A 16,020-nucleotide genomic window follows, 5' to 3' on the forward strand; every position below is an offset into this window, starting at 1 on the left:
TGTCCTCACGGGCACTGCGGATACACTGCCGATAAAGGGGGGGCTCATAAAATTAGCATAGCTGATGACGCGTATCGGGCAGGGTGTCAGTTAGCAGGGGGAGGGTATATGTATAGCCATCAGGGAGAGATAGGTTTATTTCTTAACGTTGCGCTAACGGGCTTAAAAAGCGTAGATTTTGAGGTCCCAGTGAGCGAAGCGAACAAATTTTAGCGCCTGGTTAGAACCGCTACTTGTTCATAGCCCACAATATAAATGCCCCAATTCCCATCAGAGTCAGAGCTTCTTTATCTTTTTGCTTTTTGGCCTCGATGGTTGCGAGATTTTTGCACTTATGATTATAAGAACTAATTATTATTTCTCTTGCTTGAGAGACTGAGAGTTCGGGATTCTTGTAAACCGGGATGTATTTTAGATTGCTAAGAAACCCAGGTAATGAGAGTCCCTCAGTTAGAACAAGAGGCAATATTGTCTTTTTTAAAGCCCCTGCACGCCCAACCTCTTGTGATACCCAACCAGATGCTTCTGCATTTTTACTCCACAGAACCACGAATAAATCACAATCTTCAATTGCTCTCGTGATTTTATCTTGCAAACTCTCACTGGCACTTCACGGAGTGCTCCGCAATAAACACCTCAACTGGAGTGCCGTATAGCTGCTGCCTAATAAGCTCGACTTGCTCTAAGTCGTGAGTTGAGTAACTTACAAATATTTCTATCGCACAGGTTAACTCCTTATATTGTGCATAGTGCTCTAACGGCGCCAGCAACAGACCGTTTGGAGCGGAGAAAAACGCAGTGGAAACAGGTCGATTTGTGCCTGGTCATGTTAGCTGTGTGGTATCCACTCTTTGGTCTATAGGTAAAATATTGAACAGTTCGTCCAGTCTCGATATCACTCTTTGTCTAAGGCCAGTATCCAATGAACAGTCTTCCATAAATTTTTCCATCGCGCATATAACATCATTTGTAAACGACCTTACACCGATCACGACTAAACTGGGATCAACTTCAGAGTTGTACGAATGTCGCCCGCCATCGTGGTATACAAATTTGATGGTGCTGCTATCTTGCTCGTGAATCTTAGATGTGGCTCCATATGTGTGCAAGAACGCGCAGCGGGCAGCATATACGTCCTTTCCGCGATAAATATATTTTTGTTCTGGATGCCCCTGAAGGTATCTATCGACCCAGTCGATAAAATCTTTCCTTGTAACTTTCGGTTTATCCAACGAGCGTGCAAGGCTTGCCATTGAGTCGATAGATATGAAGCACATTGCCAGACTTGGGCAAACTAGACCTATTTCATCACAACTTTTAATTTGAGAAGCAAGGCTAATGATCGCTCCCCAATTTTCCTTCACTGAACTCAACGATACCTCCGGTGGAATTTGCAGGCCAAAAGTAGCTAACGATTTGGGTAAGGGGCGCGCAGCGAAGTGTCGCGTCCCAGTGAGCGATAGCGAACGAACTTGACCCTTTTGTTAGGATTTTGCTTTTGCATTGCCTACTGATCTCCACCATAAATATAGGCCTAAACCGAGAAACAAATGTGGAGCACCCAAATAGTAAATGGCCTCATTTTGAGCCTGGATCGCCATCATAAGTAGATGTGCGATAAAAATTACAGCTAGTACATATAACACCGAGAGTCGTATATATTTTGTTGATACACATTTAATAACGGCATACCACACAACAAGACTAGCCGCGATCAGCCATATTATTACCGCCCAATCAATAATGCTTTTATCCCAGATGCTTTTTGCACCCTTGTTGTCCCACATGAACATGAAATATGTGAGAAAGGATATTGCCAGACCATAAACCGCTATAAGCATTGCTGCTATTGTTCTTTTTATTCGTCCGGCAGAATCTTCCATTTCGTAACCCTAACAGTCTGTTAATGATGGCTTTGCCATCATAATAATTATTAGCGGGCATTCCTCATAATTGGCCACATCAAAGCTCACGCTTTGTAACCTTCTGAAAAATAGCAGGATATTTTCATTGGTTTACTCGGGTTTCTATTAAAGAGGCCAGACCATCTTTAATTCCGAGGTGTTTGCTTGTGGGAGGTAGCAGGGGGCAGTGTGTGGAAGGCATGTTGAATCTCCTTTTCTAGTCCCGTTCATATTTAACGACCCGTTGCCAAGTGTTCCATATTCTCTGTCGGGTGCAAATCCCTTTGGTTTCTCAAATCTACAGCTGATCGCCAGCTACTCATCCACCCACACTTTGCGGATCGGCTCGCCAAAATCGTCGTAGATGATTTTTTGTTTCGGCCGGGCGGTGCGCTGGCTGGCGGTTTTGGTTTTCTTCTGGCGACGGGCATCCAGTGCTGCCATGACTTCGGGAATGGGGGTGCGCTCGGCCTTGGGTTGGTTGAAGAACACCGTGGGCAGGCCTTCCATGGGGTTGTCGCGGCCGCTGACCCCGCGGGGAATCTGGTGAATTTCGCCACCTGTTTTCAGGTACTGCTCCACCTGCTGTTGCAGCTCGCGGCGGATCTGATGTTTGGTGGGCGCTTTGTTCACGAAAGTTGGTCTGCCATAGGGGAATCGTCCATTCTACCAGTGATTCCAGACCGGTTGGCAGCTATCGGGCAGCGTTGGGAAATGACCGAGTTCTGCCCAGGGCTGGCCCGGCTGGTGAAAATCGGAGCCGCAGGAGGCCAGCAGGCCCTGTTGCTGGCAGATGCCGGCCAAGTCGCGGGTCAGTTGCGGCAACTGCTTGCCGGAGATCACTTCCATGCCCTGGCCGCCGACGGCGCTGAAGTCGTCCAGCAGCGCCAGCAGCCTGGTGCGGGTGAGGTTGTATTTGTCCGGATGGGCCAGCACGGCGGTGCCGCCGGCATCGCGAATCCACTGGATCACCTGGGGCAGGCTGGCCCACAGCTGTTTCACATCGCCGGGCTTGCCGGCGCCCAGGTATTTCTTGAAGGCCTGGCGGATATTGCCGACGGCGCCGATATTGACCAGATGCTGGGCGAAGTGGGGGCGACCGATATTGTCGTTGCCCGCCAGCGCCGCTGCCCCGGCCAGGGTATCCGGCAGCCCGGCATGAGCGAGTGTTTCGGCGATCTGTTCCGCCCGCTGCTGGCGCACCCGGTGCTGGAAATGGGTGCCGGCGCGCATGGCATCGCTGTGCGGGTTGATGTTCAGCCCGACCACGTGCACGCCGATCTTGCGCCAGCTGGTGGAGAATTCGACTGCGGGAATCAGCTGGATCGACTGCTCGGCAAGATCCAGCTGTTCAAAGGCGGCGGTGGTGTCGTGGTCGGTAATGGCCAGGGTGTCCACGCCGGATTCGACGGCGAGCTGCACCAGCTGTGCTGGAGTGAGGGAACCGTCGGAACAGGTGGTGTGGCAGTGCAGGTCGAAGATCATCCGGCGATTATAGCCCCTTGTGTAGGCTCCGGGGGTTTGCCGCTATACTGCGGCCATGGATTATGTCTCCCCGATCAGCCTTTCCCAGCAGCAACAGGTGCTCGCTCAAACCAGTCGATTTATCGAACTGGGCGCCGAGCTGTTGCGGCGGCCCGTTGCCGAGGTGCCGGTGGCCTTTGATCTGCGCGGTCGCACTGCCGGCATGTACCGGGTCCGGGGCAAGCAGCGGCTGATTCGCTACAACCCGTGGATTTTTGCCAAGTATTTTGACGACAGCCTCAATGTGACGGTGCCCCACGAGGTTGCCCATTACCTGGTGGACTGTCTCCACGGCATTGGCCGGGTCAGGCCCCACGGCCCGGAATGGCGGCGGATTATGGACGCCTTTGGGGTGAATAGCCGCGCCACCGCCAGCTTTGATCTCGAGGGCATTCCGCGGCGCCGGCAACAGCAGTTCCCCTATCGCTGTGGCTGCCAGACCCACCAGTTGGGTTCCCGTCGTCATCTCAAGGTGCAGCGGGGCGAGGCGCGCTACCGCTGCCGCGATTGTGGCGTTTCCCTGGTGGCTACCCAGCAATGAGCTGGTTCGTGTACATGATTGAAGCCGGTGACGGTTCCCTGTATACCGGCATCACCACCGATGTGGCGCGGCGCTTTGCCGAACACCGGGACGGCAAACTGGGGGCCCGCTTTTTTAACGGCCGCCAACCGAAGCAGGTGGTGTATGTGGAGGCGGCGGAGGATCGCAGCAGCGCTTCGAAGCGGGAGGCGGCGATCAAGCGATTGCGCCGTCAGCAGAAACTGGCATTGATTGGTGGAGAAGCCGCCGATGACGACAACGGTTAAGCACGATCCTACCCGGCAGCGTTTTTATATCGAGCTGGAGCGCGGCGACGCGGTACTGGAGTACCAGTTATTGCCCGGCCAGACGGTGAATTTCTCCCGGACCTTTGTGCCGGGGGAGTATCGCAATCATGGCCTGGCGGAAAAACTGGTGCGCACCGGGCTGGCCTGGGCGAACCAGCAGGGGCTCAAGATTAGAGCGACCTGCTGGTATGTGCAGAAATTTCTCTAGCAGAAATTATGAAAAACGTTATCGAGGCAGGCACTACAAGGCAAGAAAAGCCGAAAGGGCGGAGTTTAGTTGGGCTAAATGAGCACCTTGAAGCTTTTCTTAACGCCGTAGCGGCCACGCAGGTAGTTTTTTACTCGTAGGTACAAAGATAAGCAGTGTCTATAGCTACTTGCAGTTGAAAGGCTTCATTGGCTGCCACTGCAAAGCTGTCGCCGGCATTGAAGGTCTGCCAGTCGTCGCGGCCGGGCAGTTTCACGGTCAGCGCGCCGCTCACCACGGTCATCACTTCTTTCTTGCTGGTGCCGAATTCGTATTCGCCCGGCGCCATCACGCCGACGGTGGCGGGCAGGGTTTCGGTCTGGAAGCCGATGGACACCACGGTGCCGTCAAAGTATTCGTTCACTTTAAACATGGAGATGCTCTCAACAGGTTGGGTAAAAACAGGTTGGCTAAAAACAGGGCCGCTATAGTACCCGCACTGTGCGGCCGATAGAATGCGCCCTTTGAGATTTTTGCGAGCCCCGATGTGAAACCCTGGGATGTGATTGTCATTGGCGCCGGTGCGGCGGGCTTGATGTGCGCGGCGGTGGCCGGGCAGCGGGGCCGGCGGGTGCTGGTGCTGGAGCGGGCCAACAAGCCGGGCAAGAAGATCCTCATGTCCGGGGGCGGGCGCTGCAACTTCACCAACCTCTATGTGGAGCCGGACAATTTCCTCTCCGACAACCCGCATTTCTGCAAGTCCGCCTTGAGCCGCTACAGCCAGTGGGACTTTATCGAACTGGTCAACAAACACGGCATTGCCTACCACGCGAAAACCCTCGGGCAGCTGTTTTGTGATCACAGCTCCCGGGACATCCTCGACATGCTGCTGGCGGAAGCCGAGCGGGCCGGGGTGCAGTTGAAAACCGGCTGTGATATCCGCGAGGTGGAATATGAGGACAGCTTTCGGATTGTGACGGCCCAGGGCGAGTTTCGCGCTGCTTCACTGGTGGTGGCCTGCGGTGGCCTGTCGGTGCCGACCCTGGGTGGCTCCGACTTCGGTTACCGGCTGGCGCAGCAGTTTGGCCATGGCCTGATCCCATTGCGGGCGGCACTGGTGCCCTTTACCTTCAGCGATGGTTTTAAGCTGTTGTCGGAGAAACTCTCCGGCCTGTCGGTGCCGGTCCGGGTGACGGCCGCTGGGCAGCCCTTTCTGGAAAACATGCTCTTTACCCACCGGGGACTCAGTGGTCCGGCGGTGTTGCAGATTTCCAGTTACTGGCGCGAGGGGCAAACGGTGCAGATCGACCTGTTGCCCGGCATCGATGCCGGACAGTGGTTACTCGAATTGAAAACAGTGCAGCCGAAGGCGCTGTTGCGCACGCTGTTGTCCCACCAGCTGCCCCGCAAACTGGTGCTGGAACTGGAAGCCATGTGGTGGCCGCAACAGGCGGAAAAACCCCTGGCCGAATGGCCGGATAAACAACTGCTGGCGGTGGCCGGGCAACTGCAGTGCTGGGAGCTGAAACCTTCCGGCACCGAGGGCTACCGCACCGCCGAGGTGACCCTGGGCGGGGTGGATACCCGGGAGCTGTCCTCCAAGACCATGGAGAGCCAGCGCCAACCGGGTTTGTACTTTGTCGGCGAGGTGCTGGATGTCACCGGCCACCTGGGTGGCTTTAATTTTCAATGGGCCTGGGCATCCGGGGTGGCCGCCGGACAGAGTGTATAGACGGGTTTTGCGATGCTGAAAGAAGAGTTGATACGGGAAACCGCCAAGATTGGCTGGCGGGAGCTGGAGCGGTTTTTTGCCAATGGCACCACCATCTACGTGGCGCCGGAACTGGACATGATCGAGGTGGCCTGGGAAATCTGCCAGGACAATAAAGAGAAAGTCCTGGCCTGGATGACCGCCGGGCAGGTGGGGCAGGTCAGCGATGAGCAGGCTGCCGCCTGGCTGGAAACCGACGCGCTGGTATGGTCGGTTGTGGTGAAGCCCTGGGTGCTGGTGCAGCCGATCAGAAATTAATAATTACTGTTTCCCGAGCCAGGTTTCTGGGCTGATGCTCAGGGTGGTGATTTCATCCCCAAACCACAGGGCGTCATCCTGAATGGTGGCCTGTAGCGACATGCTGCGCTGGGCCAACGCGGCCAGCCCGGCGGTATCCTCCGGTGACAGGTAGATCACCCGGAGATTGTCGAAACGGCGCAGGTCGCCCTGGATGTTCTGCCACCATATCGGCGCATTGCGGGCGCCATAGGCGTAAACGATCACCTGCCCGGCCCGGTTGCAGGCCTTGCGGATACGGCGTTCGTCGGGCAGCCCCACTTCAATCCACAGTTCGATTTCCCCCTGCAGATTTTTCCGCCACAGGTCCGGTTCGTTGTCAGTGGAGAGACCGCGGGTGAATTGCAGCTGTTCGTCGGCGTTGAGGGCGAAGGCCAGCAACCGAATCATCATCCGCTCGTCGGTTTCCGAGGGGTGGCGGGCGAGGGTGAGGGCATGGCTCTGGTAATAGCCCCGATCCATATCCGAGACATTCAGATCGGCTTTAAAAACTGTGGCTTTCAGTGCCATATTTCAGTGCCATGTAGGTAGGGTGGTTGGGGCAGACCGGCTGCCCCGTGCTGTGGGTCTTGTCAGCGGGATCAGGTAATAATGCCAGAACCGCCCATGCCACCCATTCCACCCATACCTCCGGGGCCGCCACCCTGGCCGGGGACGACGATTTTCGAGGCCTGTTCGCGGCGCAGTTCTTCCAGTTCCCTGGCGGTGCGCTCGACGGCGGCTTCCGCTTCGGCGCCAAATTGTTCGGCGGCTTCGCCAATGCTGTTGGCTGCCAGCGGGAAGTTGATCGGCAGGGCGCCCATCGGACTCATGACCTGGGTGGAACCCATGTAGAGCACCTGGCGTTCGGGGTCGGGCTCGCCGGCCGGGGTCACCGGGGTGAGGCGGCGGATGCTGCCGATTTTCTGATCGGTGAAAATTTCTTCCAGATACAGTTCGGCGGGGTTCATGCTGGCGTCAAATTGCTTGGAATTGCTCATGTTCTTGCTTCGTCGTTGTATTAAAAGAGGCCGCACACCCTACCAGATTTTTGCGGGGGCGTCAGGGGGCGGTAATCTGTGATTTCAGGGTGTCCACCAGGGCATTGGCCGCCGAGGAAAGCGGGTAGCGGCGGCGGGTGAGGATGCCCACCCGGCGGGTGACAGCCGGCTCGGTGAGCAAGCGGCTTTCCGCGCCCAGCGCCTCCATCTGCTGGATGGCCAGGGAGGGCACCACACTGATGCCCAGGCCGCCGGCGACCATGGAACCGATGGAGGCCAGCTGGTGGGCTTCGAATTCCACGGTGAGTTTGATGCCACAGCTGGCGGTGGTGTCGTCGATCATCTGGCGCATGGCCGAGGGCCGCTGCAGGGCGACAAAGGGGTAATCCTGCAATTGTGCCCAGCGGATTTTCTGCTGTTTCAGCAACGGGTGGTCGGGCGGGGTGACCACATAGAAGTTGTCCTCAAACAGCGGTTCAAAGTGCAGGTCTTCGGACTCGTCCAGATCGAAGGTGACGCCCACCTCCACCCGGCCCTTGCGCACCATTTCCACCACTTCCTCGGCCACCACGTCCTGGACGGTGATGTTGATGTCGGGGAAATGGGCGCGGAAGTAGTGCAGTGCCTTGGGCAGCTTGCTGATGGAAAAGGAGGCCATGGTGGCGATGGCCAGTTTGCCGCGGCGCATGGCGAACAGATTGTGCAGGTCGGTCAGCGCGTTGTCCCAGTCCGCCAGCAGGCGCTGGGCCACCGGCAGAAAGGCCTCTCCCTCGGGGGTCAGCGAGAGGGTGCGGGTAGTGCGTGCCAGCAGCTTGCCGCCCACCACTTCTTCCATGTTTTTCAGGGCGATACTCAGGGCGGGCTGGGAGAGGTGCAGACGCTCCCCGGCTTCGGCGAAGTTGTGGGTTTGTGCCACGGTGACGAAGGCCTTGAGTTGTTTGATGGTGATATCCATAAGTCCATTCTATTTATAAGCGAGGTTAATCAGTTGATTAAAATTTTACGCTTGATAAATATATTCCGCTATAGGATGCTTTGTCCCGTTTTGCAAGCCTGAAGTTAAGGCTGCCGGGGTAGGTAATAAAAAAACGACTGAGGAGTTAAGTTCATGGCGGGTTTCGATAAGGTGGTGAGCACCTACGAAGAAGCGATGGCGGGTCTCGAAGATGGCATGACCGTCATAGCAGGGGGTTTTGGTATCTGCGGTATCCCCGAAAATCTGATCAAACAGATCAAGAAAATGGGTACCAAAGAACTCACTATTGTTTCCAACAACTGTGGTATTGACGGTTTCGGCCTGGGCATTCTGCTCGAAGATCGCCAAATCAAGAAAATGGTGTCTTCCTACGTGGGTGAGAACAAGCTGTTTGAAGAGCAGTTGCTCTCCGGCCAGCTGGAAGTGGAATTGACGCCCCAGGGCACCCTGGCGGAAAAAATGCGCGCCGCCGGCGCGGGCATTCCGGCCTTCTACACGGCGACCGGTTATGGTACCGACATTGGCGAAGGCAAGGATGTGCGCGAGTTCGATGGTCGCAAATACATTCTGGAAGAGTCCATTAAGGGCGACTTTGCCATTGTCAAAGCGTGGAAAGCGGACCGTTATGGCAACGCCATCTACCGCAACACGGCCATGAACTTCAATCCCATGGCCGCCACTGCCGGCAAGGTCTGCGTGATGGAAGTGGAAGAGATTGTCGAGCCCGGCGAACTGGACCCGATGCACGTTCATACCCCTGGTATTTACGTGGATCGCCTGATTCAGGGCACTTTCGAAAAACGTATTGAAATACGTACCGTTCGCCAAGGCTAAGAGGAGAGACAATCATGGCACTTTCTCGTGATCAAATGGCTATCCGTGTCGCCCGCGAGCTGCAGGATGGTTTCTACGTAAACCTCGGTATTGGTATCCCCACGCTGGTGGCGAACCACGTGCCGGAAGGTATGGAAGTAATGTTGCAGTCCGAAAACGGCCTGCTGGGTATGGGCCCGTTCCCCACCGAAGACCAGGTCGACCCCGATCTGATCAACGCCGGCAAACAAACTGTGACTACCGCCAAGGGCGCTTCCATTTTCTCATCGGCGGAATCTTTCGCCATGATCCGCGGCGGCCATGTGGACCTGACCGTACTGGGCGCGTTTGAAGTGGACGTGCACGGTAACATCGCTTCCTGGATGATTCCCGGCAAGCTGGTGAAGGGCATGGGCGGCGCGATGGACCTGGTGGCCGGCGCTGATAACATCATCGTATTGATGACCCACGCCGACAAATACGGCAACTCCAAGCTGTTGCCGGAATGCACCCTGCCGCTGACCGGCGCGGGCTGCATCAAGCACGTGTTGACCGATCTGGCCTACATGGAAATTCGCGATGGCAAATTCCACCTGGTGGAACGCGCCCCGGGTGTTTCCGTCGAGGAGATCATCTCCAAGACCGCCGGCGAGCTGGTTGTTCCCGACCACGTGCCGGAGATCCAGTTCTGATCTTCGCAAGCCGCACTGAAAAAGGCTCCCTGACGGGGGCCTTTTTTCTGCCTGCATGGTTTAGGTCAATCACCAGCGGGGTGGATTTTTGTAATGTTCAGCGAATGACTTACACTGCTCGTTCCCATAGGTTTAATCTGTAATTCACCGTCAGCCTGACTCTGCCCCTGGCTTGCGGCCATCCAATTCGCGAGGTAACAGTATGTTGAAAGGTAAAACGGCGCTGGTGACCGGTTCCACCAGTGGTATTGGCTACGCCATGGCTGATCGTTTGGCCGAAGCCGGGGCCAACATCGTTCTGCACGGTCTGATGGATCCCGCGCAGGGTGTGGCCCTGGCCGAGGAATTCGAGTCCCGTTACGGTATTGGCTGCCTGTTCAGCGATGCGGATATCTCCACTGCCGAGGGCAACGAGGCACTGGTTGCCGCGGCGCTGGAAAAGTTCGGCCGGGTGGACATCCTGATCAATAACGCCGGTATTCAGTACACCGCCTCGGTGGAGGATTTCCCGGTGGCGAAATGGGATGCCATTATCGCCATCAACCTCAGTTCCGCGTTCCACACCACCCGTCTGCTGGTGCCCGCTATGCAACAGCGCGGCTGGGGTCGCATTATCAACATCGCCTCGGTACACGGCCTGGTGGCGTCCCTGCAAAAGGCCGCCTATGTGGCCGCCAAACACGGCATTGTCGGCCTCACCAAGGTGGTGGCGCTGGAAAATGCCGAGAAGGGCGTCACGGTGAATGCCATCTGTCCCGGCTGGGTGGATACCGAACTGGTGGCGGCGCAGTTCCAGGCCACGGCGGATCGCGACGGTGTGGATTTTGAAGAGGGCAAGCGCCGCACCATCATCGCCAAGCAGCCTATGCCCCGGGCCACCCAGCCCTCCGCGCTGGGGGAGCTGGCGGTGTTTCTCTGCTCCGAGGCGGCGGCGACCATTACCGGTGCCAGCCTGCCGGTGGACGGTGGCTGGACTGCCCAGTAACCAGCCCGGTAATTCAGCCCAGTGACCCGGCCCAGCGGGTTATTGCCATGACCTCCCCTGAACTGTCTGTTTTACAGACAGTTATGTCGGGTTTGCGGTAGAATCCGCGCCTTTCTCCAGCTCGGACACCTTTTATCGGGTGGCCGGGCCAGCTAACAGGACAGGTAACGTGTCAGGCAAGGTAGGTTTTATTTCGCTCGGCTGCCCCAAGGCGCTGGTGGACTCTGAACGCATTCTCACCCAGTTGCGGCTGGAGGGTTACGAAGTGTCCCCCAGTTACGAGGACGCCGACGTGGTGGTGGTCAACACCTGCGGTTTTCTCGACAGTGCCAAACAGGAATCCCTGGACGCCATCGGCGAGGCCATGGCGGAAAACGGCCGGGTGATCGTCACCGGCTGTATGGGCGGCGACGAGCAGGCGATCCGCGATGTCCACCCGGGGGTGCTGGCGGTGTCCGGTCCCCACCAGTACGAGGCGGTGGTGGGCGCGGTGCACGAATACGTGCCGCCGAGTGCCGAGCACAATCCCTATGTGGATCTGGTGCCCGCGCAGGGCGTCAAGTTGACCCCGCGTCACTACTCCTACCTGAAGATTTCCGAGGGCTGCAACCACCGCTGCAGTTTCTGCATCATTCCCTCCATCCGCGGCGATCTGGTGAGCCGACCCATCGGCAGTGTCATGGATGAGGCGCAACGGCTGGTCAATGCCGGCACCAGGGAGTTGCTGGTGATTTCCCAGGACACCAGCGCCTACGGGGTGGATGTAAAATTCCGCACCGGCTTCTGGCAGGGCCAGCCCGTCAAGACCCATATGCAGCAACTCTGTGAAGCCCTGGGTGAACTGGGGGTGTGGGTGCGGCTGCACTATGTGTATCCCTATCCCCACGTGGACAATGTGCTGCCGCTGATGGCGCAGGGCAAGATCCTGCCCTATCTGGACATTCCCTTCCAGCACGCCCACCCCGAGGTGCTGAAGGCCATGAAGCGCCCGGCCAATGAAGAGAAAGTGCTGGAGCGGATTCGCCGCTGGCGGGAGATCTGCCCGGACCTGACCCTGCGCAGTACCTTTATCGTCGGCTTCCCCGGTGAAACCGAGGAGCACTTCCAGTATCTGCTGGACTGGTTGCAGGAGGCACAGCTGGATCGGGTCGGTTGCTTTAAATACGAGGCTGTTGACGGTGCTCCCGCCAATGCACTGCCCGGCGCGGTGCCGGAAGACGTGAAGCAGCAACGCTGGGAGCGTTTTATGGAAACCCAGCAGGGCATCAGCGCCAAGCGTTTACAGCGCAAGGTGGGACGCACCATCGAGGTGCTGATCGACGAAATCGACGAGGAGGGCGCCGTTGGCCGCTCCAGTGCCGATGCCCCGGAGATCGATGGCAGCGTCTACCTGGATGGCGCCTTTGATCTGAAGCCCGGTGACCTGGTGAAGGCCAGGGTGGTCGAGGCGGATGACTACGATCTGTGGGCCGAGCTGTTATAACTTCTGGGCGCACCCGACAATAAAAAAGGCCAGCGCAATGCTGGCCTTTTTGTTTGCTGGGGCAGTGCCGATCAGTGCTCGTGCCCGCCCGCGCCGTGAACATGGCCGTGAGCCAGTTCTTCCTCGGAGGCTTCGCGCACGGTCTCGATTTTGACGTCGAAGGTGAGCTCCTTGCCCGCCAGCGGGTGGTTGCCGTCCACGGTGACTGTTTCGTCAGTGGTGGCGGTGACCACAACGGATACCGGGCCGGAGGGGGTCTGTGCTTCAAAGCGCATGCCGGGTTTCACTTCGTCAATGCCCTGGAAGGCCTCGCGGGGTACTTCCTGAACCAGGTGGTCCTGGTATTCGCCGTAGGCTTCGGCGGCGGGCACGGTGACTTTCATGGTGTCACCTTCGGTTTTGCCCTCCATCGCCTGTTCCAGACCGGGGATGATGTTCTTGTGGCCGTGAATGTAGGCCAGGGGTGCCGCATCGACGGAGGAATCCAGCTGAACGCCGTCCTCGTCGGTGAGTATGTAGTGAAAGTGCACGACGGCGTTTTCAGTAATGTTCATGTGGATTCCTTCTAAGGGGAATGAATTTGGAATGAGGGGGGCATTATGGGTGATGGGGTCCCTTTTGCCAAGGAAGGGGGCTGGCAGGGGTTGGCCAGAGTTTTTTTGACCCGGTTGGCCAATTTTGGTCACTGGCAGCACTTGCCTGTGGAAGCGGCGGTGGACGGATTTAGCCGCCCGCTCGACATCGCCCGCGGTATCTCGGGAGGTTGCGGCTGAGTGGTCGCTAGCAGCGTCTGGAATATGGCGGGGTTTTTTGGGAGCTACTACCTATAGTGTTTTGTCTGGCGGAAAGCACTAGATGTTGTATACTCAGTCTCGTTCAGCAGCCATTGTCGGTTTGTAAAAAGTCCCTTGAGAAAGACTGAAAACCGCCAAATCCGGGGTGTGCACTGAAGATTTTCCCCGTTTTCTGGCTGCACCGCGATTGCTCAAGTCATCACTGCACAAGGAAAAAAATACTGCCATGTCGATAGAAGCCCTGAAAACAGCAGACGAGCCTTCCCCCATCGAAATCAAGCTTCAATCAGCCTCAGAAGACATCTGGGATAAAAAGTACCGCCTCAAGGATAAGAGTGGCAATGCCGTGGATGCCACCATTGATGGCACCTACAGCCGGGTGGCCAAGGCCTTGTCCGAGGTGGAAGAGCCGGGCAAGCAGGCGCACTGGTACGAACGTTTTCTGTGGGCGCTGCGCAATGGGGCGATTCCCGCCGGACGCATTATTTCCAACGCCGGGGCGCTGGAGCACAAACCCGCCACCTCGACGATTAACTGCACCGTGTCCGGCACCATCCAGGATTCCATGCAGGATATCCTCGAAAAGAACCTCGAGGCGGGCCTGACCCTCAAGGCCGGCTGCGGGATCGGTTACGAGTTCTCCACCCTGCGCCCGCGCGGCGCCTATGTATCCGGTGCCGGCGCCTACACCTCCGGCCCGCTGTCCTTCATGGATATCTTCGACAAGATGTGTTTCACCGTCTCCTCCGCCGGCGGCCGCCGCGGCGCCCAGATGGCCACCTTTGATGTCAGCCATCCCGATGTGGTGGACTTTATCCGCGCCAAGCGCGAGGACGGCCGCCTGCGCCAGTTCAATCTGTCACTGCTGGTGACGGAAGAATTCATGGAAGCGGTGAAGAGCGATGGTGACTGGTCCCTGTGCTTCCCGGTTTCCCGCAAGGAAGTGGAGCAGGGCACGGTGGATATCGCTGACGATACCCTGGTGTGGCGGGAATTTCCCACCACAGAGGGCTACGTGGCCAATGACGAAGGGCTGGTGGCCTGCCGCATTTACCGCACCGTGAAAGCCCGCCATCTGTGGAACGTGATCATGAGTTCCACCTACGATTACGCCGAGCCCGGTTTTATCCTGATCGACAAGGTCAACCAGCTCAACAACAACTGGTTCTGCGAGAACATCCGCGCCACCAACCCCTGTGGTGAACAGCCCCTGCCGCCCTATGGCAGCTGCCTGTTGGGCTCCATCAATCTCACCAAGTTTGTGTTGAACCCCTTTACCGACAAAGCCCGCTTTGACTGGGAGAACTACCGCGAAGTGGTGTCGGTATTCACCCGCATGCTCGACAACGTGGTGGAAATCAACGGCCTGCCCCTGGAGGGCCAGCGCAACGAGATCACCCGCAAGCGCCGCCACGGTATGGGCTTCCTGGGGCTCGGTTCCACCATGACCATGCTGCGGGTGCCCTACGGCAGCAAGGCGTCACTGGAGCTGACCGAACAGGTCTCCCGGGAGATGGCCCTGGCGGGCTGGCGCACCGGTCTCGAGCTGGCCAAGGAGAAAGGGCCGGCGCCGATCATGGATGAGGAATTTGAGGTGACTGAGGCAATGCTGCACCGCCGTCCGGAAATGGCGAAAGACGGCATTGTGGTGGGCGCTAAACTGAAGGGCAAGGTGCTGCAGGCCCGCTACAGTCGCTACATGCAGAAAGTGGCGGAAGTGGACCCGGATCTGGTGGACGAGATTGCCAACCTCGGCTGCCGCTTTACCCACCATTCCTCCATCGCCCCCACCGGCACCATTTCCCTGTCCCTGGCCAACAACGCCAGCAACGGTATCGAGCCGAGCTTCGCCCACCACTATTCGCGCAATGTGATTCGCGAGGGCAAGAAATCCAAGGAGAAAGTGGACGTGTTCTCCTACGAGCTGCTGGCCTACCGCGAACTGATCAACCCGGCGGCGATGCCGTTCAGCGAAAAAGACGGTGAGAAACTGCCGGACTACTTTGTCTCCAGCGATGACATCAAGCCGAAGCAGCACGTGGATGTGCAGGCGGCGGCCCAGAAGTGGGTGGACTCCTCCATTTCCAAAACCATCAATGTGCCCACCGACTGCGACTTCGAGGACTTCAAGGACATCTACATGTATGCCTATGAAAACGGCCTCAAGGGTTGCACCACCTTCCGCTTCAACCCGGAGGCATTCCAGGGCGTACTGGTGAAGGAAAAAGACCTGGAGAACACCACCTATCAATTTACCCTGGAAGACGGCACCACCGTGGACCTCAAGGGTAACGAGGAAGTGGAGTACGACGGCGAGACCCATACCGCCGCAAACCTGTTCGATGCCTTGAAAGAAGGCTACTACGGAAAATTCTGATTGGAAGCACTGACATGACTGTAAAACTGGACAAGAAAATCGTTGGCTACAAGGTCGTGACCCCTTCCAACGACGACGCGATGCCGGTAGCGAAACCGGCAGAATCAGAGCTGGAACGCTCCATTGAACAGATGCACGAAAACCTCAGCCGCCCGGAAGAGCTGCACGGGTCGACCTACAAGGTGAAAACCCCGCTGTCTGATCACGCGCTATATATCACCATCAATGACATCATCCTGAACCAGGGCACGGATCACCAGCAGCGCCGTCCCTTCGAGATCTTCATCAACTCGAAGAACATGGATCAGTTCCAGTGGGTGGTGGCGCTGACCCGGGTGATCTCCGCGGTATTCCGCAAGGGCGGTGACTGCACCTTCCTGGCGGAAGAACTGAAGGCGGTATTCGATCC

22 protein-coding genes are annotated in these 16,020 nt (G+C 57.4%); 12 read left to right on the forward strand and 10 right to left on the reverse strand.

Features of this window, described 5'->3' with window-relative positions; translation table 11 throughout:
• Positions 1-229: 229 nt before the first annotated feature.
• The 5 genes from ABY948_RS01330 to ABY948_RS01350 all read right to left on the reverse strand — a co-directional run bounded on the left by ABY948_RS01330 (position 230) and on the right by ABY948_RS01350 (position 3,389).
• Positions 230-595: a toll/interleukin-1 receptor domain-containing protein gene (locus tag ABY948_RS01330; RefSeq protein WP_461480701.1), complete on the reverse strand. Its 366-nt coding sequence runs from the start codon at positions 593-595 to the stop codon at positions 230-232.
• Between the two features lie 229 nt (positions 596-824).
• Complete coding sequence (locus ABY948_RS01335; RefSeq protein ID WP_461480702.1) at positions 825-1,373, reverse strand: hypothetical protein; 549 nt, start codon at positions 1,371-1,373, stop codon at positions 825-827.
• Between the two features lie 111 nt (positions 1,374-1,484).
• On the reverse strand, positions 1,485-1,883 hold the full coding sequence (locus ABY948_RS01340) for a hypothetical protein (RefSeq protein WP_461480703.1): 399 nt from the start codon (positions 1,881-1,883) through the stop codon (positions 1,485-1,487).
• A gap of 336 nt (positions 1,884-2,219) precedes the next feature.
• A complete protein-coding gene (locus tag ABY948_RS01345; RefSeq protein ID WP_461480704.1) occupies positions 2,220-2,537 on the reverse strand; it encodes a hypothetical protein in 318 nt (105 codons plus the stop codon).
• Positions 2,538-2,570: 33 nt separating this feature from the next.
• Entirely contained in the window at positions 2,571-3,389 is an 819-nt protein-coding gene (locus ABY948_RS01350; protein ID WP_461480705.1) for a PHP domain-containing protein, read from the reverse strand.
• 55 nt (positions 3,390-3,444) lie between these two features.
• On the opposite strand from ABY948_RS01350, the gene ABY948_RS01355 reads away from it, so the two are divergent.
• From ABY948_RS01355 to ABY948_RS01365, 3 genes are read left to right on the forward strand one after another with little or no spacing between them, the layout of a single operon-like run.
• The gene (locus tag ABY948_RS01355) at positions 3,445-3,969 is read left to right on the forward strand and encodes a SprT family zinc-dependent metalloprotease (protein WP_461480706.1); all 525 of its coding nucleotides are present in this window, start codon (positions 3,445-3,447) and stop codon (positions 3,967-3,969) included.
• A gap of 14 nt (positions 3,970-3,983) precedes the next feature.
• On the forward strand, positions 3,984-4,235 hold the full coding sequence (locus tag ABY948_RS01360) for a GIY-YIG nuclease family protein (protein ID WP_461480720.1): 252 nt from the start codon (positions 3,984-3,986) through the stop codon (positions 4,233-4,235).
• Positions 4,219-4,464 (forward strand): GNAT family N-acetyltransferase, encoded by a 246-nt coding sequence (locus tag ABY948_RS01365; protein ID WP_461480707.1) that lies wholly within the window; start codon positions 4,219-4,221, stop codon positions 4,462-4,464. Before ABY948_RS01360 ends, ABY948_RS01365 begins: the two co-directional genes overlap by 17 nt.
• A 130-nt stretch (positions 4,465-4,594) precedes the next feature.
• Here ABY948_RS01365 and ppnP read toward each other — a convergent pair whose 3' ends face one another.
• Complete coding sequence (gene ppnP, locus ABY948_RS01370; RefSeq protein WP_461480708.1) at positions 4,595-4,876, reverse strand: pyrimidine/purine nucleoside phosphorylase; 282 nt, start codon at positions 4,874-4,876, stop codon at positions 4,595-4,597.
• Between the two features lie 162 nt (positions 4,877-5,038).
• Between ppnP and ABY948_RS01375 the strand changes: the two genes are divergently transcribed.
• Positions 5,039-6,175, forward strand: a complete 1,137-nt coding sequence (locus tag ABY948_RS01375) for a BaiN/RdsA family NAD(P)/FAD-dependent oxidoreductase (RefSeq protein WP_461480721.1) — start codon at positions 5,039-5,041, stop codon at positions 6,173-6,175.
• 12 nt (positions 6,176-6,187) lie between these two features.
• Positions 6,188-6,472 carry a DUF2288 domain-containing protein gene (locus tag ABY948_RS01380; RefSeq protein WP_461480709.1) on the forward strand — a complete coding sequence of 95 codons (285 nt, stop codon included), beginning with the start codon at positions 6,188-6,190 and terminating at the stop codon, positions 6,470-6,472.
• Between the two features lie 3 nt (positions 6,473-6,475).
• Here the strand turns inward: ABY948_RS01380 and ABY948_RS01385 are convergent, their stop codons facing one another.
• The 3 genes from ABY948_RS01385 to ABY948_RS01395 all read right to left on the reverse strand — a co-directional run bounded on the left by ABY948_RS01385 (position 6,476) and on the right by ABY948_RS01395 (position 8,446).
• Entirely contained in the window at positions 6,476-7,021 is a 546-nt protein-coding gene (locus tag ABY948_RS01385) for a YaeQ family protein (RefSeq protein ID WP_461480710.1), read from the reverse strand.
• Positions 7,022-7,092: 71 nt separating this feature from the next.
• Positions 7,093-7,491 carry a hypothetical protein gene (locus ABY948_RS01390; protein WP_461480711.1) on the reverse strand — a complete coding sequence of 133 codons (399 nt, stop codon included), beginning with the start codon at positions 7,489-7,491 and terminating at the stop codon, positions 7,093-7,095.
• A 61-nt stretch (positions 7,492-7,552) separates the two neighbouring features.
• Entirely contained in the window at positions 7,553-8,446 is an 894-nt protein-coding gene (locus ABY948_RS01395; protein ID WP_461480712.1) for a LysR family transcriptional regulator, read from the reverse strand.
• A 153-nt stretch (positions 8,447-8,599) separates the two neighbouring features.
• Here ABY948_RS01395 and ABY948_RS01400 point away from each other — a divergent pair, with 153 nt between their 5' ends.
• The 4 genes from ABY948_RS01400 (at position 8,600) to rimO (ending at position 12,440) form a co-directional block, all read left to right on the forward strand.
• A complete protein-coding gene (locus ABY948_RS01400) occupies positions 8,600-9,301 on the forward strand; it encodes a CoA transferase subunit A (RefSeq protein ID WP_461480713.1) in 702 nt (233 codons plus the stop codon).
• 14 nt (positions 9,302-9,315) lie between these two features.
• Complete coding sequence (locus tag ABY948_RS01405) at positions 9,316-9,972, forward strand: CoA transferase subunit B (protein ID WP_461480714.1); 657 nt, start codon at positions 9,316-9,318, stop codon at positions 9,970-9,972.
• A gap of 202 nt (positions 9,973-10,174) precedes the next feature.
• A complete protein-coding gene (locus ABY948_RS01410) occupies positions 10,175-10,957 on the forward strand; it encodes a 3-hydroxybutyrate dehydrogenase (RefSeq protein WP_461480715.1) in 783 nt (260 codons plus the stop codon).
• A 169-nt stretch (positions 10,958-11,126) separates the two neighbouring features.
• Positions 11,127-12,440, forward strand: coding sequence for a 30S ribosomal protein S12 methylthiotransferase RimO (gene rimO / locus ABY948_RS01415; RefSeq protein ID WP_461480716.1), 1,314 nt, complete (start codon positions 11,127-11,129; stop codon positions 12,438-12,440).
• A 71-nt stretch (positions 12,441-12,511) separates the two neighbouring features.
• Here the strand turns inward: rimO and slyD are convergent, their stop codons facing one another.
• Complete coding sequence (gene slyD / locus ABY948_RS01420) at positions 12,512-12,994, reverse strand: peptidylprolyl isomerase (protein WP_461480717.1); 483 nt, start codon at positions 12,992-12,994, stop codon at positions 12,512-12,514.
• A 45-nt stretch (positions 12,995-13,039) separates the two neighbouring features.
• Here slyD and ABY948_RS01425 point away from each other — a divergent pair, with 45 nt between their 5' ends.
• The 3 genes from ABY948_RS01425 to ABY948_RS01435 form a co-directional block, all read left to right on the forward strand.
• The gene (locus ABY948_RS01425) at positions 13,040-13,213 is read left to right on the forward strand and encodes a hypothetical protein (RefSeq protein ID WP_461480718.1); all 174 of its coding nucleotides are present in this window, start codon (positions 13,040-13,042) and stop codon (positions 13,211-13,213) included.
• 247 nt (positions 13,214-13,460) lie between these two features.
• The gene (locus ABY948_RS01430) at positions 13,461-15,611 is read left to right on the forward strand and encodes an adenosylcobalamin-dependent ribonucleoside-diphosphate reductase (RefSeq protein WP_461480719.1); all 2,151 of its coding nucleotides are present in this window, start codon (positions 13,461-13,463) and stop codon (positions 15,609-15,611) included.
• 80 nt (positions 15,612-15,691) lie between these two features.
• The coding region (locus tag ABY948_RS01435; protein WP_461480722.1) for a TSCPD domain-containing protein at positions 15,692-16,020 on the forward strand (329 nt) is incomplete at its 3' end.

The organism is Porticoccus sp. (assembly GCF_041592135.1).
GTDB lineage: Bacteria > Pseudomonadota > Gammaproteobacteria > Pseudomonadales > Porticoccaceae > Porticoccus.

What these genes read in the sequence shown, in the direction of transcription:
- ABY948_RS01365 (WP_461480707.1), top strand. Translation starts at nt 4,219, where the DNA reads ATGACGACAACGGTTAAGCACGATCCTACCCGGCAGCGTTTTTATATC.
- ABY948_RS01380 (WP_461480709.1), top strand. Translation starts at nt 6,188, where the DNA reads ATGCTGAAAGAAGAGTTGATACGGGAAACCGCCAAGATTGGCTGGCGG.
- ABY948_RS01410 (WP_461480715.1), top strand. Translation starts at nt 10,175, where the DNA reads ATGTTGAAAGGTAAAACGGCGCTGGTGACCGGTTCCACCAGTGGTATT.
- ABY948_RS01355 (WP_461480706.1), top strand. Translation starts at nt 3,445, where the DNA reads ATGGATTATGTCTCCCCGATCAGCCTTTCCCAGCAGCAACAGGTGCTC.
- ABY948_RS01385 (WP_461480710.1), bottom strand. Translation starts at nt 7,021, where the DNA reads ATGGCACTGAAAGCCACAGTTTTTAAAGCCGATCTGAATGTCTCGGAT.
- ppnP (WP_461480708.1), bottom strand. Translation starts at nt 4,876, where the DNA reads ATGTTTAAAGTGAACGAATACTTTGACGGCACCGTGGTGTCCATCGGC.
- slyD (WP_461480717.1), bottom strand. Translation starts at nt 12,994, where the DNA reads ATGAACATTACTGAAAACGCCGTCGTGCACTTTCACTACATACTCACC.
- ABY948_RS01400 (WP_461480713.1), top strand. Translation starts at nt 8,600, where the DNA reads ATGGCGGGTTTCGATAAGGTGGTGAGCACCTACGAAGAAGCGATGGCG.
- ABY948_RS01340 (WP_461480703.1), bottom strand. Translation starts at nt 1,883, where the DNA reads ATGGAAGATTCTGCCGGACGAATAAAAAGAACAATAGCAGCAATGCTT.
- ABY948_RS01350 (WP_461480705.1), bottom strand. Translation starts at nt 3,389, where the DNA reads ATGATCTTCGACCTGCACTGCCACACCACCTGTTCCGACGGTTCCCTC.
- ABY948_RS01390 (WP_461480711.1), bottom strand. Translation starts at nt 7,491, where the DNA reads ATGAGCAATTCCAAGCAATTTGACGCCAGCATGAACCCCGCCGAACTG.
- ABY948_RS01430 (WP_461480719.1), top strand. Translation starts at nt 13,461, where the DNA reads ATGTCGATAGAAGCCCTGAAAACAGCAGACGAGCCTTCCCCCATCGAA.
- ABY948_RS01375 (WP_461480721.1), top strand. Translation starts at nt 5,039, where the DNA reads ATGTGCGCGGCGGTGGCCGGGCAGCGGGGCCGGCGGGTGCTGGTGCTG.
- ABY948_RS01395 (WP_461480712.1), bottom strand. Translation starts at nt 8,446, where the DNA reads ATGGATATCACCATCAAACAACTCAAGGCCTTCGTCACCGTGGCACAA.
- ABY948_RS01405 (WP_461480714.1), top strand. Translation starts at nt 9,316, where the DNA reads ATGGCACTTTCTCGTGATCAAATGGCTATCCGTGTCGCCCGCGAGCTG.
- ABY948_RS01360 (WP_461480720.1), top strand. Translation starts at nt 3,984, where the DNA reads ATGATTGAAGCCGGTGACGGTTCCCTGTATACCGGCATCACCACCGAT.
- ABY948_RS01425 (WP_461480718.1), top strand. Translation starts at nt 13,040, where the DNA reads ATGGGTGATGGGGTCCCTTTTGCCAAGGAAGGGGGCTGGCAGGGGTTG.